The sequence below is a fragment of the uncultured Castellaniella sp. genome (genome assembly GCF_937988725.1).
In the GTDB taxonomy this organism is placed as follows: Bacteria; Pseudomonadota; Gammaproteobacteria; order Burkholderiales; family Burkholderiaceae_B; genus Castellaniella.
Map to the genome: position 1 here is coordinate 406,759 of NZ_CALKHS010000003.1, position 13,992 is coordinate 420,750.

Genomic DNA, 13,992 nt, shown 5'->3' on the forward strand with positions numbered 1-13,992 from the left:
GTCTATCGCTCGGTACGGGTGATGTGCCAGGGGTTGGCGGCCCGCAGGGCGGCGGGCAGCAGGGCGTCGGGGATGTCCTGGTAGCAGACGGGACGCAGGAAGCGGCGGATGGCCAGCGTGCCGACCGAGGTGGTGCGGCTGTCGGACGTCGCCGGGAAGGGGCCGCCGTGCACCATGGCGTCGCAGACTTCCACCCCGGTGGGGAATCCGTTGGCCAGGATCCGGCCCGCCTTCAGTTCCAGGATCGGGATCAGCTGGGCGGCCAGCGCGTCGTCCGCGCCGGGTTCCAGGTGCAGGGTGGCCGTCAGCTGGCCTTCCAGGGCCCGGGCGATGGCCTGGAATTCGCTGGCGTCCGCGCAGCGGATGACCAGGGAACTGGCCCCGAAGATTTCCGATCCCAGGTGTTCCGGGTCGGCCAGGAAACCCTGCGCCGTCGTGACCGCCAGGTTGGCCTGGCAATGGGCGGGCGCGTCGTCGGCCAGGCCGCGCGCCAGGGACTGGACGGCGGGATGATCCAGCTGGCGCTGCACTCCCTGCCGGTAGGCTTGCGCGATGCCGGTGGTCAGCATGGTGGCGGCGGGGGCCGCCTGGATGTTCCGCGTGGCGCGGGCGATGAAGCGGTCCAGTTCCGGGCTGTCCAGAGCGATGATCAGCCCCGGGTTGGTGCACAGCTGGCCGGCGCTGCCCAGCAGCGAGACCGAGAACTGGTCCGCCAGCGCGTCGGCGCGAGCCGCCAGCGCGCCCGGCAGCAGGTAGACGGGGTTGGTGCTGCTCATTTCCGCGTAGACGGGGATCGGCACCGGGCGCTGGGCGGCGGCCTGCATCAGGGCGATGCCGCCCTGGCGCGAGCCGGTGAAGCCCACGGCCTGGATGCCGGGGTGGCGGACCAGCGCCAGACCCAGGTCGATGCCGGGGCCGGCCAGCAGGGAAAACACGCCTTCGTGCAGGCCGCATTGCTGCACGGCGTTGCGAATGGCCTGTCCCACCAGTTCGGACGTGCCGGGGTGGGCGGGGTGGGTCTTGACGACCACCGGAGCGCCGGCGGCCAGGGCGGACGCCGTGTCGCCCCCGGCGACGGAAAAGGCCAGCGGGAAATTGCTGGACCCGAAAACAGCCACCGGTCCCAGCGGAATCTGGCGCATGCGCAGATCGCTGCGGGGCGCGGGCTTGCGGTCGGGCAGGGCGTGATCGATGCGCGCATCCAGCCAGTCGCCGTCGCGCACGACGCGGGCGAACAGCCGCAGCTGGTTGACGGTGCGGCCGCGTTCGCCTTCCAGGCGCGGGCGGGGCAGGCCGGTTTCCAGCATGGCGCGCTCGATCAGTTCATCGCCCAGATCCAGGATGGCCTGGGCGACGGCTTCCAGAAAGGCGGCGCGCTGTTCCGGCGTGGTTTCCCGATAGGAGACGAAGGCGGCGGTCGCCAGCTGGACGGCCTGATCCACCTGCCGGGCATCCGCGCCCTGCCAGGACGGCGGAATCTCCCGGCCGTCCGCCGGGTTGACGGCCTGGAAAGAAGGGCCGGCGCCAGCGACGTTCTGGCTGCCGATGAGCTGCATGCCGGTGATGGGCATAGGGGAACCTCCGGGGTGGCAAAATTTCACAAGTAAGTTATCATACAACTCATCATGACGGAAAGGAAACTCTGGGAAACAAGCACGTTTTCCTTGAGTCAACGATGGTTTTTCGGCTGCCTTGCGGTCATGGTAAGAGATAGTATCTGTTCTCTGTTCCGGTCTGTCCGGGTCAACCCCGGGGCGGGCTGTGTCCCTATTTTGACGTTTCGTTTTCAAAAGGATTGCCCTCATGTCCCGCCCAGAATCCGCCGCGTTTTCCGAACCGGCGCATGCGGCTGTCGTCTCCGATGGCGGCAGCGACCGCATCGCCTGGATCAAGCTGTCCCTGGCCTTCCTGCCGCTGCCCACGCCCATCAGCGACGCCAAGGTCTTCACCGGCCGCCAGAAGCCCCTGACCGAAGTCGCGATGATCTTCTGCGAGATCCGCACCCGCGATGGCCATGAAGGGCTGGGCTTCGCCTATTCCAAGCGGGCGGGCGGTCCGGGCATGTATGCCCACGCCAAGGAAATCGCCCCCACGCTGCTGGGCGAGGACCCCAGCGACATCCAGAGGCTCTGGGACCGCCTGTGCTGGGCGGGGGCTTCGGTCGGGCGCAGCGGCCTGACGGTGCAGGCCATTGCGCCCTTCGACGTGGCCTTGTGGGACATGAAGGCCAAGCGGGCCGGCCTGTCGCTGGCCAAGCTGCTGGGCGCGCACCGGGATACGGTGCGCCTGTACAACACCTCGGGCGGCTTCCTGTCCACTCCGCTGGACCAGGTTCTGGACAACGTCGATGCGTCGCGGGCGCGCGGCATCGGCGGCATCAAGATCAAGGTCGGCCATCCCGACCATGCGGTCGACCTGCAGCGGGTCGATGCCGTGCGCAAGAAACTGGGCGACAGCTTCCCCCTGATGGTCGACGCCAACCAGCAGTGGGATCGCATGACGGCCGCCCGCATGTGCCGGGTGATGGAACAATATGGCCTGACCTGGATCGAGGAACCGCTGGACGCCTATGACGTCCAGGGCCATGCGGCGCTGGCGGCCACCTTCGACACGCCGATCGCCACCGGCGAAATGCTGACCAGCTTCCGCGAACACGCCGAGTTGATCGAGGCGCATGCGTCCGATTTCTTCCAGCCCGACGCCCCGCGCGTGGGCGGCATCACCCAGTTCCTGAAGATCATGCAGCTGGCCGATTACCACGGCCTGAGCATGGCGCCGCACTTCGCCATGGAAATCCACCTGCATCTGGCGGCGGCCTATCCCCGCGAGCCCTGGCTGGAACATTTCGAGTGGCTGGAACCGCTGTTCAATGAGCGTCTGGTCATGAAGGACGGACGCATGGAAGTGCCCAATCGTCCGGGCCTGGGCTTCACGCTGAGCGAGCAGGCGCGCGCCTGGACGACGGAAACCGCCGAATGCGGCCAGCGGCCCTGACACCCTGACATACCGATGGCGGGGACGGGAAGGGCGGCTCGTGGGCCGCTCTTCCCGTTTTGTGCGCTTGCCGAGATGTGGCCGCCCCTGTGCGTGGGCGGGCAAGGCCGCGTCGTGGTCGCGGACCCGGATCAGGCCAGGATGCTGAGCGTCATGCCCACAGTGAGCGTGTCTTCCGGTTCCAGCGTCCGCAGGCCGGTGCCCGGGATGCCGGCGGCGGCCAGGTTCACGGCGTCGCAGACGTGGGTGGCGGGTTCCACGCACAGGTAGCGCCCGGCATTGCAGTGCAGCACCAGGTGGTCCAGGGGGCCGCGGGCCTGCATGCGCAGACCCGGACCGCCGGGCCAGCGGATGTCGGCGCCGCCCGCCCAGCCGGACAGGAAACGCGTCCAGGTGTCGGGGGTGCGCCGCCAGTCGCTTTGCGAGTTGGGCCTGGGGAACAGGGCCAGCTCCTGGTCGTGAGCCCAGTCCGTGTCGGCGCGGGCCTGGACGCCGTCGGCGGTGAAATAGGGGTGCAGGCCCAGGCCGGCCGGCATGGGCTGCGAGTCGTCGTTGGTGAGCGCCAGTTCGATGTCCAGCCGCCCGTCCGCCGACAGGCGGATGATCTGCCGCAGCGACCAGGCCCAGGGCCAGCCGTCCTCCCCGGCCGGGTGGCGCGCTTCCAGCGTGATCCGGTCGGCCGTCGCGTCCAGCACGTTCCAGGCCATGCGCTGCGCCTGTCCGTGCAGGGCGTGGGCCTGGCCGCGCAGGGGCTGGATCAGGATTTCCCGGCCCGCCCAGTTCATGCGGGCGTCGCGGATGCGGTTGGAGAACGGCGCCAGGGGAAACAGGCCCCCCTTGGGCCATTCGTGCGCCGGCCATTCCTGGACGTCAATCGGCGTCAGCCAGTCACGGGGGCCGTCGGCCAGGTCGCTGGTCCAGCCGAGGATCCGGCCGCCCGCGGCCGGCGCCACCCGCAAGCGGTGCGGCCCCTGGATCAGGGTCAGGCATCGCTGCGGGGCGGCGTCCATGCGCGCCGGCATCATGGCCGCGCGTCCCGCTCAGGCTTCACGCGGCGCTTCCTTGACCCGGCTGACCAGCTGGGTCGGGCTGACGAAGCGCAGGGCGATCAGCACCCAGACCATGGTGATGGCCATGTAGATCATGGCCATGGCGTCGATGGCCTGCGGCGCCCGCACGCCGGTGGAGAACACCGCGTAGTACAGGGCCACCACCAGTGTCTGGGAATCCGGACCGGCGGTGAAGAAGGTCAGTTCGAACAGGCTGATGGTGCGCACCAGCACCAGCAGCCCGGCCGCCAGCATGCCCGGCACCAGCAGCGGCGCCAGCACGTGGCGGAAATACTGGAAGGTGTTGGCGCTGAAGATGCGGGCCGCCGATTCCAGGCCCGGATCGATCTGCTCGATGAAGGGCGTCATGACCAGGATCACGAAGGGCAGGGCCGGCACCAGATTGGACAGGATGACCCCCGCCAGGGTGCCGCCCACGCCGATCTGGTACATGGCCGTGGCCATGGGAATCCCGTAGGTGACCGGCGGCACCAGCATGGGGATCAGGATCAGCAGCATCACCAGCCGCTTGCCGGGGAAGCGAGCGCGGGCCAGCGCATAGGCGGCCGGCACCCCCAGCGCGATGGCCAGGACGACGACCGAGGCGACGACTTCCAGCGTGACCACCAGGATGTGGGCCAGCTGGAATTCGTCCCAGGCGCGGCCGTACCAGCCCAGCGTCAGGCCTTCGGGCAGCAGGGTGCCGAACCAGCGGGTGGCCACGGAATTGACCATGACGGTGAGGATCATGAAGACGACGTTCAGCAGGAAAAATCCCATGACCGTCCAGACCGTGGCGCGCCAGAGCTTGCCCCAGCGCCGGTGGTTCCCGGCTGCCGCGTGTGTTGTGGATTGCATGTGCGTCACCCCTTGCCGCTGGTGGCCGGGCCGGTGTAGAAGGCCCGCCGGAATGCGAAGATCGCGCAGACGATCAACAGCTGCGCGAATCCCATGACGATGGCGATGGCCGACGCCATGCCGTAGTCGTATTGTTCAAAGGCCGCCTCGTAGGCCGCGATGGAGATCACCCGGGTCGGACCCGCGGGCGCCCCCAGCAGGATGGCGGATGGGAAGACGGCGAAGGTCTGGACGAAGGACAGGGCGGCCGCCATGCTCAGCCCCGGCACCAGCAGGGGCAGGTAGATCAGGCGGAATTGCTGCCAGGTGTTGGCGCCCAGCGTGCCCGCGGCCTTGGCCAGCGTCGGGTCGATGCCGGAAATGTAGGACAGGGTCAGCAGAAAGACGAAGGGGAAGTCGGAGATCACCAGGGAAATCAGGACCCCCCAGTAATTGTGCGTCAGGCGGACTTCCTGGGAGTACAGGTTCAGGCCGTGGACGAGTTGCGAGAACCAGCCCACCGGGCTGTAGAACGTCAGCATGCCGTCGGCGATCAGCACCGTGCCCAGCGTGATGGGGATGACCAGAATGGTGGTGACGATGCGCTGCTTGCGGCTGTTGCGGCGCAGCGCGAACGCGACCGGCACGGCCATCCCGACGTTGATCAGGGTGGCGGGGGCCGCCAGCTTGAAGGTCGCCCACAGGGTGTTGAATTCCGTCGACGTCGTGAAGAAGTGGATGTAATTGGCCCAGATGCTGCCGCCGTCCATGGGCTGGAAGGAAATCACCACCCCGTAGATGAAGGGATAGACGAACAGCGCCAGCAGCACCACCACGGCGGGAGCGACCAGCCAGCCTCGGCGGTCGCCCCGGGGGGCCATGGCCAGGTCGGCGGCGCTCATAGGGCCTCCGCGTAGGTCAGCACCCGGTCGGCGGGGATGTGCAGGCGCACCTGGTCGCCCGGCTGGAAGTCGCCGCTGACCCGCACGAAAAGTTCGCCGATGAGGCTGTTGACGACCAGCAGGGAGCTGCGCCCGCCGAATTCGATCTGCTGAATCGTCGCGTCCAGAGTGTTGGCCGAATTTTCGGAGGCCAGTTCGAAGTCGTCGGGCCGCATGGCGACGGCGACCGTCCGGGTGCCTGCGGGCACCGAGATCGCAGTGCCCTGCAGCTGGACCTGGCCCTGCTGCACGGTGATGTGTTCGCCTTCGTGGCGCATCACCTGGAAGGCCAGCACGTTGCGATAGCCCATGAACCGGGCGACATGCAGATTGTGGGGCTGGCCGTAGACTTCGCGGGGCGTGCCGACCTGCTGCACGCTGCCCGCCCGCATGACCACGATGCGGTCGGCCATGGAAAGGGCCTCGTCCTGATCGTGGGTGACGTAGATGGTGGCGCGTTCCAGCTGGCGGTGGATGCGGCGGATTTCCGCCCGCATTTCGACGCGCAGCTTGGCATCCAGGTTGGACAGGGGCTCGTCCATCAGGATGACCGGCGGTTCGATGACGATGGCGCGGGCGATGGCCACGCGCTGCTGCTGGCCGCCGGAGAGCTGGCCGGGCAGCTTGGATTCGTGGCCTTCGAGCTGCACCAGGGACAGCGCAGCCTTGACCCGCTGGGCCGTTTCCTGCTTCGACACGCCGCGCATGCGCAGGCCGAAGCCGACGTTGTCGCGGACCGACATGTGGGGAAACAGGGCATAGTTCTGGAAGACCATTCCGAAGCCGCGCCGTTCGGGCGGCAGCACGTCGATGCGCGTGTCGTCCAGCCAGATGCTGCCGGAACTGAGGTCGGCCAGCCCCGCCAGGCAATTCAGCGCGGTCGATTTGCCGCAGCCCGAAGGCCCAAGCAGGGCGATGAACTCGCCGCGCCGGATGTCCAGGCTGAGATCCTTCAGGGCGGCGACGGTCGAACCGGATGCGGTGGGATACTGCCGCCCGACGCCATCCAGACGCAGCTGTTGGAAAGAATCATTCATATTGCGAAATCCAGGGAGATACAGGCCGCCCGCGCCCGGAAAGGGCAGGCGGGCGGGGCGTTATCGGACAGCGATCACTTCTTCAGGGCGCCGATGTCGGTGTCCCATTTGTGGAAGGCCGCCACCATGGCCTTGGCGTCCAGCGGCACGGCGCTGGGGCGGCGGGCCGTCAGTTCCTCGTATTCAGGACGACCGTACTTGGCGATGATGTCCTGGCTTTCCTTCGGGGCGGCCGACAGCGGCACGTCGCGGATGGCGGGGCCGGGATAGAAATAGCCGGAGTCGTAGGTCATGGCCTGCTGCTTGGGCTGCATCATGAAATCCATCAGCTTGAACAGGACTTCCTGCTTTTCCTTGGAAACGCCCTTGGGGATGACCATGTAGTGGGCGTCGTTGACCCAGGTGAAGTTGTCGAAGGCCTGGATCTTGAAGTCCGCCGGCACGATGCCCAGGGCGCGCGGGTTGATGTCCCAGCCCGTCACGGTCGGGGTCATGGTGCGGCTGCCCTGGCCGAGTTCCTTCATGATGGCCGAGGTGCCGCCCGGATAGTAGGGCACGCACTCGTTGAGTTCCTTCAGGAATTTCCAGGTGTTGTCCCAGCCCTTGATCGGGTCATAGGGATCCTTGTCGCCCAGCAGGTAGGGCAGGCCCATCAGGAAGGTGCGGCCCGGGCCCGAGTTGGCGGGGCGGGCGTACAGGAACTGGCCCGGATTGGCCTTGCACCAGGCCAGCAGCTCGGCCGGGGTCTTGGGCGGGTTCTTGACCTTGTCCGGGTTGTATTCCAGCAGCGGGCCGGACTGCATGAAGCTGACTTCCAGGCCGTAGCCCTTGGCCAGTTCCTGCATGCGGGCGGCGTTGCGGTGGTATTTGTTCAGGATGTCCTTGAACTTGTCCTGGTGGTCGGGCAGCAGTTTCACCCACAGGTCCTGCTCGATGCCGGCGGCCAGGGCGTCGGTGCCGGTCAGCACCAGATCGATGTCGGCGCGATTGGCCTTTTGCATGGCCTTGATCTTGCCCGGGATCTGCGGCGCCGGCGCGTTGGTGAAGGTCATGGTGGAAACCAGATCCGGGTTCTGGTCGCGGAAGGATTCCAGCGCCTTCTGGGTGACGGCCAGGTTGCCGGCCACATCGACGATGTTCAGCGCGACGGGAGCGGCCTGCGCCGAGACGGCGGCGCAGGCCAGGGCCAGGGCGCCCGCCAGGGCGTGTAGGCGCACATGCCGCGCGCTTTGCTTATTGCCTTTCATGGTGTCTCCTTGAGTGTTCACCTGTGCGCGGAAGGAGGCGGCTCCAGGAAAACCGGTGGATTTTTGATGTTCAGGATGAATCCTTCCTTATAAGTCATCATATAACTTAGATTGGATTTGGAATAGTGGGTTTTCCTCCGGGAAAGGTCGATCTGCCCGGAGTTCGGTTTTTTATTTTCAGTAAATCGATGATTAGAAATGTGTTTTTCGTATATCCGGTGGACCTTAGTACATTCCCTAATATCCCGGTACTTGGCTTGTCGAGGAGCTGTTTTGTTGTATGACATCATCGAGGAAAGCGGGCTTTCGAGACGTTTCCGGCATGATGGAAAGGTTGTGAAATCTGATATATCATATACCAACGAATCATGAGGTTGAACAAGGTGATGAAGCACGATGACGATCCCGTCAGGGGATCATTGACGTTCACGCTGGCGCCCATCCAGACGACCAGCCTGCGCGACGAAGTCCATGAAAGACTGCGTCTCGCCATCGTCTCCGGGTACTACAAAGCGGGCACGCGGCTGAACGAACGCAAGCTGGCCGCGGAAATGGGGGTCAGCACCAGCCCGGTGAAAGAGGGGCTGCGGCGTCTGGAAGCCGAGGGCCTGGTGCGCACGGAGCCCAGGCGGGGCAGCTTCGTCACTTTCGAGGCCCGCCAGGCAGAAGAGATGACGCTCGCCCGCGCGGCGCTGGAAAGCCTGGTCGCCGGCATGGCCGCGCAGCATGCGACGCAGGACGATCTGGAACGCATGCGGGCGTTGCTCGGGCGGATGAAGGCCGCCCTGGAGGGCGACGACGTGGATCACCTGGTCTCGCTCAATAGCGCCTTCCACGACGCGGTGCGCGCCGCCTCGGGGGGGACCTATCTGCTCGGCCTGCTGAACACCCTGCACGCCTTCAACCACGGCACGCGAGTGGCGGTGCTGTCGGATCGGCGTGTCCGCAAGGCCTCGCTGCGTGAACACACGGCGATCTACGAGGCCATCGCCGGACGCGACGTCGCGCGGGCCGAAGCGCTGATGCGCAGCCACGTCACGGATGCGGGCAAGACGCACATCGAACTGCTGTTTCAGGCAGACCGGGAATCCACAGGAGCACACACATGACATTCGAGCAGTATCGCAAGGCCCTTCATGGCGTATCCGGAGTGCATGCCACCGCCTACGCGGCCGACGGAGACATCGACGCGGCGCTGACCGGTCGGATCGTGCGGCGCATCGCGCAAGCCGGCGTTCACAACATCGTGTCGGGCGGCAATACGGGCGAATTCTTCAGCCTGACCGATGCGGAGACCCGGCGGCTGCATGCCGTCGCCATCCAGGCAGCCGAGGGCGGCGCGGCCGTGACGGCCGCGGTGGGCCGTTCCCTGAAAGAGGCGATCGCTACAGCCCGGGCGGCGAAAGGCGAAGGAGCGGACGGCGTCATGGCGCACCAGCCGCGCGACCCGTTCGCGGCGCCGTCGGCGCAGATCGACTACTTCCTGGACATCGCCGATGCCGTGGACCTGCCGGTAGTGGCGTATGTCCGCGCGGACGACATCCCCCTGGCGGAACTGGTGCGCTTGGCCACGCACCCGGCGATCGCCGGGGTGAAGTTCGCTTCCCGGAATCTGATGCTCTTTGGCGATTGCATCCGGGCGACGCAGGGGCTGGGCGCCACCTGGATCTGCGGTCTGGCGGAACGCTGGGCATTGCCGTTCTATGCGCTGGGCGGCGCCGGCTTCACGTCGGGCCTGGTCAATGTGGCGCCCGAATTGTCGCTGGCGACCTGGCGGGCCCTGGAGTTGGGGGACTTTTCCAAGGCCCGGCATCTGGTGGACCTGATTGCGCCCTTCGAGGCCATGCGGACCCAGTTCCACGACGGCGCCAATGTCACGGTCGTCAAGGAAGCCCTGCAATTGCAGGGCCTGCCGGTCGGCAAGGTCCGCCTGCCCGGCCTGCCTGAACTGTCCGGAGAAGACCGCCAGGCGCTGCGCGGGATTCTGGACACCTGGACCCGGGCCTCGGCCGCCTAGGCTGGTTCCCGACCATTGACCATTCGAGGAGACAAAAAAATGACAGCTCACTTTTCCCGTCGCGGCTTCCTGGCCGGCGCCGGCGCCCTGGTCGGCACCGGGGTCCTCGGAACGCACAGCCCCGTGGCCCGGGCGCTGACGGCGCCCGCCAGCCCCCTGGCGCTCAACATCGTGGATGCGGCCGGCAACCTGGCGCTGACGCGCCCCATCTTCGACGATTTCGCGGCGCAGCACAAAGACCTCGTCTCCCGGTTCGTCTTCAGCAACGCGCTGTCCCCGCAGCTGCCTTCGAAAGTCCAGGCGCAGCAGCGCGCCAGGCGCGTGGACATCGACATGGTCATCATCGGCCCCGATGCGATGTCCGAGGGCCTGCAGTCCGATCTCTGGCTGGACATCATGGCGCTTCCGGACAACGGGCTGCCCGACCTGGAGAGCCTCTATCAGCCGCCCGCTGGTCGCCGCCTTCCATCGCTGGGATCAGGACATCGCGGCATCCAAGTAAAGCCCGCGTCCGACCGCCTCCGCCCCTGACGGGCCCGCATTCTTTCAGCCTTTCGCCATGAAGATCACAGCCTTAGAGACAGTACAGCTTCCCCATCTGGACAACATCATGTGGCTCCGCCTGCATACCGATGAGGGACTCGTCGGCCTGGGAGAAGTCTTCCGGGGCACGAACGCGGTCGCGGCCTATCTGCATCACGACGTCGCGCCGCAGATCCTGGATCAGGACCCCCGCCACATCGATCGTATTTCCAGTCTGCTGCTGTCGCCGTACAACGGGTTCCGGTCTTCGGGCGTCGAAGTGCGGGCGGCTTCGGCGGTGGACGTGGCCTTGTGGGACATCTTCGGCCAGTCCGCGGGGCAGCCCATCCACCAGATGCTGGGCGGCCTGTCCCATCCATCCATCCGGACCTACAACACCTGCGCCGGCTACATGTACAACAAGACCGGCGCGCGCCGCTACATCCAGACGGCCGATCACCCCGAGGGGCCCTATGACGATCAGATCGCCTTCAGCCGGGATGCGGGCGCGCTGGCCCGCAGCCTGCTGGACGAAGGCATCACCGCCATGAAGATCTGGCCCTTCGATCCCTATGCGGTGCAGTCGGGCGGGCACTTCATCCACGCGAAGGACGTGGATCGCGCCCTGACCCCTTTCCGGCAGATCCGCGATGCTGTGGGCAACGACATGGAAGTCATGGTCGAGCTGCATTCCATGTGGGATCTGCCGGCCGCCCTGAAGATCGCCCGCGCGCTGCGGGAATTCAATCCCTTCTGGGCCGAGGACCCCATCAAGATGATGAATCCCCAGGCCCTGGCGTCCTATCGGTCCCATGCCGGCCTTCCCGTCTGCGCCAGCGAGACGCTGGCGACGCGCTCGCAGTTCCTGGACATCCTGCAGGCGGATGCGACGGACTACGTCATGCTGGATGTTTCCTGGTGCGGCGGCCTGTCGGAGGCCAAGAAGATCGGCGCTTTGGCCGAGGCCTTCCAGCGTCCGGTCGCGCCGCACGATTGCACGGGGCCGGTCACGTTCGCCGCCGCCATCCATCTGTCGCTGAACCTGCCCAATGCGGTCTTCCAGGAATCGGTCCGGGCGTATTGCAGTTCCTGGTACCGGGATCTGGTGACGGTCATGCCCCGCATCGAGAACGGCCAGATCTATCCCCTGACCGGGCCGGGGCTGGGGCTGGCGCTGTCGGATTCGGTGCTGGAACACCCCGATGCGGTGCGCCAGATGACCCGGCCCTAGGCGCCGAGGCCTCGTTTCGCCTGTACGGGGGACGATGGGATCGGGGCGCAGCCTTTGGGCGGCGCCCCGGCCGTTTTCAGCGCGGCTTTCTGGATTGGTAGAGGCTCCAGAGCACCGAGGCCAGCGACAGGGCCAGGAAGGCGGCCGAGATCGGATTGGTGAGGAAGCCGGTGAAATCGCCGTCCGACAGCTGCAGCCCGCGGCGCAGATTGGTTTCCGCCATGGGGCCCAGGATGAAGCCGATGATGAAAGGCGGCAGGCTGATGCCCACTTTCAGGAAGCCGTAGCCGATCAGGCCGAACAGCAGGATCGTCCAGACGTCGAACAGGTTGCTGTCCAGGCCGAAAGAGCCCACCACGCACAGCACCAGGATGATGGGCAGTAGGATGTGCTTGGGGACGGCCAGCAGTTTGATGAAGATGCGCAGGCCGTAGAATTCGCACACCAGCATCATGACGGTGGACAGCAGCAGCGCGACGAAGATCGTGTAGACCAGGGCGCCCTGGGACACGAACAGCAGCGGCCCGGGCTGGATGCCCTGGATCATGAAGCCGCCCAGCATGACGGCGGTCACGGCGTCGCCGGGGATGCCCAGGGTCAGCAGCGGCACCATGGCCCCGCCGATGGACGCGTTGTTGGCCGTTTCCGAGGCCACCACGCCGTCCAGGATGCCGGTGCCGAATTTTTCCGGGTGCTTGGACCGGTTCTTGGCGACGATGTAGGACACGATGTTGGAGGTGCCCCCGCCGATGCCGGGCAGGATGCCGATGCCGGTGCCGATGATGGAGGAGCGGATGAAGTTCCAGCCCTGGCCGAAGAATTCCTGCATCGAAAAGCCGAATCCCTTGATGTTCTTCATGCTGACGGTGCCGATCGACGCCTTCTGTTCGTGCCTGACGGTCTCGGCGACCTTGATGATCTCGGACACCGCGAACAGGCCGATCAGCACGGTCAGGATCTGGAAGCCGCCGTTCAGGTCCGCGTAGCCGAAGGTGTAGCGGGTCACGGCGTCCACCGGGGCGATGCCGACCGTGGCGAAGGCGAAGCCCACCACGCCTGAAAAGATGCCCTTGATCATCGAACCGCTGGCCAGCGTGGCGATCAGGGTCAGGGAAAAGACCGCGATGGCGAAGTATTCGTGCGGTCCGAATCGCAGCGCGACCTTGGCCAGGGTCGGGGCGATGAAGACCAGGGCGGCGATGCTGAACAGGGTGCCGAGAAAGGAAAATACGATGCCGGCGCCCAGAGCCTTGACCGCTTCGCCTTTCTCCATCATGGGGCCGCCGTCGAAGGTGGTGGCGATGGACGACGGCGTGCCGGGGATTTTCAGCAGAATGGCGGAAATCAGCCCGCCCGAGGTGCCGCCCACGAACAGCGCGACCAGCAGCGAGATGCCGGCGCCGGGGCTCAGGGTGTAGGTGATGGGCAGGAACAGGGCGACCGCCATGGTCGAGGTCAGCCCGGGAATGGCGCCGAAGATGATGCCGATGACCGTGCCGAACAGCACCAGGCCGAGCACCTGGAACGTGAAGACGGCGTCGAGACCTTGCTGCAGCAGGGATAGCATGGGGAGTCTCCTAGAATCCGAAGAGGCCGACTGGCAGCACCATGTCGAAGGCGTATCTGAAAATCGCGTAGGTGATGCCGGAGGTCAGCACCGCGATCAGCGCGTACAGGGGAATGTTCGGTTTCCTGTCCGCGGGCGTCAGCAGGGTGAACTGGATCACCAGGTAGACGACGGTCGCCAGCAGGAACCCGACGGGCTCCAGCAGCGCCACGTACGCGATGATGAGGGCGATGGTCTTGAAGACCGTCCGCTGGTCCGCGCTCGTCGTCGCCCCGGCGTCCGCCTCCTTGGCGGGCTGGCGGGCCGTCAGGATCTGCAGGACGCCCAGCAGGCACATGATGGCGCTGAGCACGTAGGGAACGAAGGTGGCGTCCACGAAGCCGTACTGGTTCTTGATGTGCGGGATCTGGCTGGTCAGCGCCATGTATCCCAGACCGCAGGCCAGCATGATGGCGCCGACGGTGAATTCTCGCTTTGTGATCCTGTCCATGAGGCTGTGATTCCACTATCAGAAAGAAGAGCCCCGGAGGCGGCGACGGCCGGTCCCCCG

The 13,992-nt window shown here is 66.2% G+C and carries 13 protein-coding genes; 5 read left to right on the top strand and 8 right to left on the bottom strand.

Annotated elements, in window-relative coordinates; all coding sequences use genetic code 11:
• Positions 1–2 precede the first annotated feature (2 nt).
• Positions 3–1,571 carry an aldehyde dehydrogenase (NADP(+)) gene (locus tag Q0263_RS03330; protein ID WP_298013296.1) on the bottom strand — a complete coding sequence of 523 codons (1,569 nt, stop codon included), beginning with the start codon at positions 1,569–1,571 and terminating at the stop codon, positions 3–5.
• A gap of 232 nt (positions 1,572–1,803) precedes the next feature.
• Here Q0263_RS03330 and Q0263_RS03335 point away from each other — a divergent pair, with 232 nt between their 5' ends.
• Positions 1,804–2,994, top strand: a complete 1,191-nt coding sequence (locus Q0263_RS03335; RefSeq protein WP_298013298.1) for a mandelate racemase/muconate lactonizing enzyme family protein — start codon at positions 1,804–1,806, stop codon at positions 2,992–2,994.
• 131 nt (positions 2,995–3,125) lie between these two features.
• Here Q0263_RS03335 and Q0263_RS03340 read toward each other — a convergent pair whose 3' ends face one another.
• The 5 genes from Q0263_RS03340 to Q0263_RS03360 all read right to left on the bottom strand — a co-directional run bounded on the left by Q0263_RS03340 (position 3,126) and on the right by Q0263_RS03360 (position 8,105).
• Positions 3,126–4,004: an aldose epimerase gene (locus Q0263_RS03340; protein ID WP_298013300.1), complete on the bottom strand. Its 879-nt coding sequence runs from the start codon at positions 4,002–4,004 to the stop codon at positions 3,126–3,128.
• Between the two features lie 30 nt (positions 4,005–4,034).
• Entirely contained in the window at positions 4,035–4,901 is an 867-nt protein-coding gene (locus Q0263_RS03345) for an ABC transporter permease (protein ID WP_298013302.1), read from the bottom strand.
• A 5-nt stretch (positions 4,902–4,906) separates the two neighbouring features.
• Entirely contained in the window at positions 4,907–5,782 is an 876-nt protein-coding gene (locus Q0263_RS03350) for a sugar ABC transporter permease (RefSeq protein WP_298013304.1), read from the bottom strand.
• Positions 5,779–6,858 (bottom strand): ABC transporter ATP-binding protein, encoded by a 1,080-nt coding sequence (locus Q0263_RS03355; RefSeq protein ID WP_298013306.1) that lies wholly within the window; start codon positions 6,856–6,858, stop codon positions 5,779–5,781. Before Q0263_RS03355 ends, Q0263_RS03350 begins: the two co-directional genes overlap by 4 nt.
• Positions 6,859–6,932: 74 nt before the next feature.
• Complete coding sequence (locus tag Q0263_RS03360; protein ID WP_298013308.1) at positions 6,933–8,105, bottom strand: extracellular solute-binding protein; 1,173 nt, start codon at positions 8,103–8,105, stop codon at positions 6,933–6,935.
• A 368-nt stretch (positions 8,106–8,473) separates the two neighbouring features.
• On the opposite strand from Q0263_RS03360, the gene Q0263_RS03365 reads away from it, so the two are divergent.
• From Q0263_RS03365 to Q0263_RS03380, 4 genes are all read left to right on the top strand, one after another.
• The gene (locus tag Q0263_RS03365; RefSeq protein ID WP_298013309.1) at positions 8,474–9,214 is read left to right on the top strand and encodes a GntR family transcriptional regulator; all 741 of its coding nucleotides are present in this window, start codon (positions 8,474–8,476) and stop codon (positions 9,212–9,214) included.
• Complete coding sequence (locus tag Q0263_RS03370) at positions 9,211–10,122, top strand: dihydrodipicolinate synthase family protein (protein WP_298013310.1); 912 nt, start codon at positions 9,211–9,213, stop codon at positions 10,120–10,122. Before Q0263_RS03365 ends, Q0263_RS03370 begins: the two co-directional genes overlap by 4 nt.
• A gap of 39 nt (positions 10,123–10,161) precedes the next feature.
• Entirely contained in the window at positions 10,162–10,653 is a 492-nt protein-coding gene (locus Q0263_RS03375; RefSeq protein ID WP_298013312.1) for a twin-arginine translocation signal domain-containing protein, read from the top strand.
• A gap of 79 nt (positions 10,654–10,732) precedes the next feature.
• The gene (locus Q0263_RS03380; RefSeq protein ID WP_366140673.1) at positions 10,733–11,875 is read left to right on the top strand and encodes a mandelate racemase/muconate lactonizing enzyme family protein; all 1,143 of its coding nucleotides are present in this window, start codon (positions 10,733–10,735) and stop codon (positions 11,873–11,875) included.
• Between the two features lie 76 nt (positions 11,876–11,951).
• Here the strand turns inward: Q0263_RS03380 and Q0263_RS03385 are convergent, their stop codons facing one another.
• Together Q0263_RS03385 and Q0263_RS03390 are read right to left on the bottom strand one after the other, a co-directional pair.
• On the bottom strand, positions 11,952–13,442 hold the full coding sequence (locus Q0263_RS03385) for a tripartite tricarboxylate transporter permease (protein WP_298013316.1): 1,491 nt from the start codon (positions 13,440–13,442) through the stop codon (positions 11,952–11,954).
• Positions 13,443–13,452: 10 nt separating this feature from the next.
• Positions 13,453–13,932: a tripartite tricarboxylate transporter TctB family protein gene (locus Q0263_RS03390; protein ID WP_298013317.1), complete on the bottom strand. Its 480-nt coding sequence runs from the start codon at positions 13,930–13,932 to the stop codon at positions 13,453–13,455.
• Positions 13,933–13,992 lie beyond the last annotated feature (60 nt).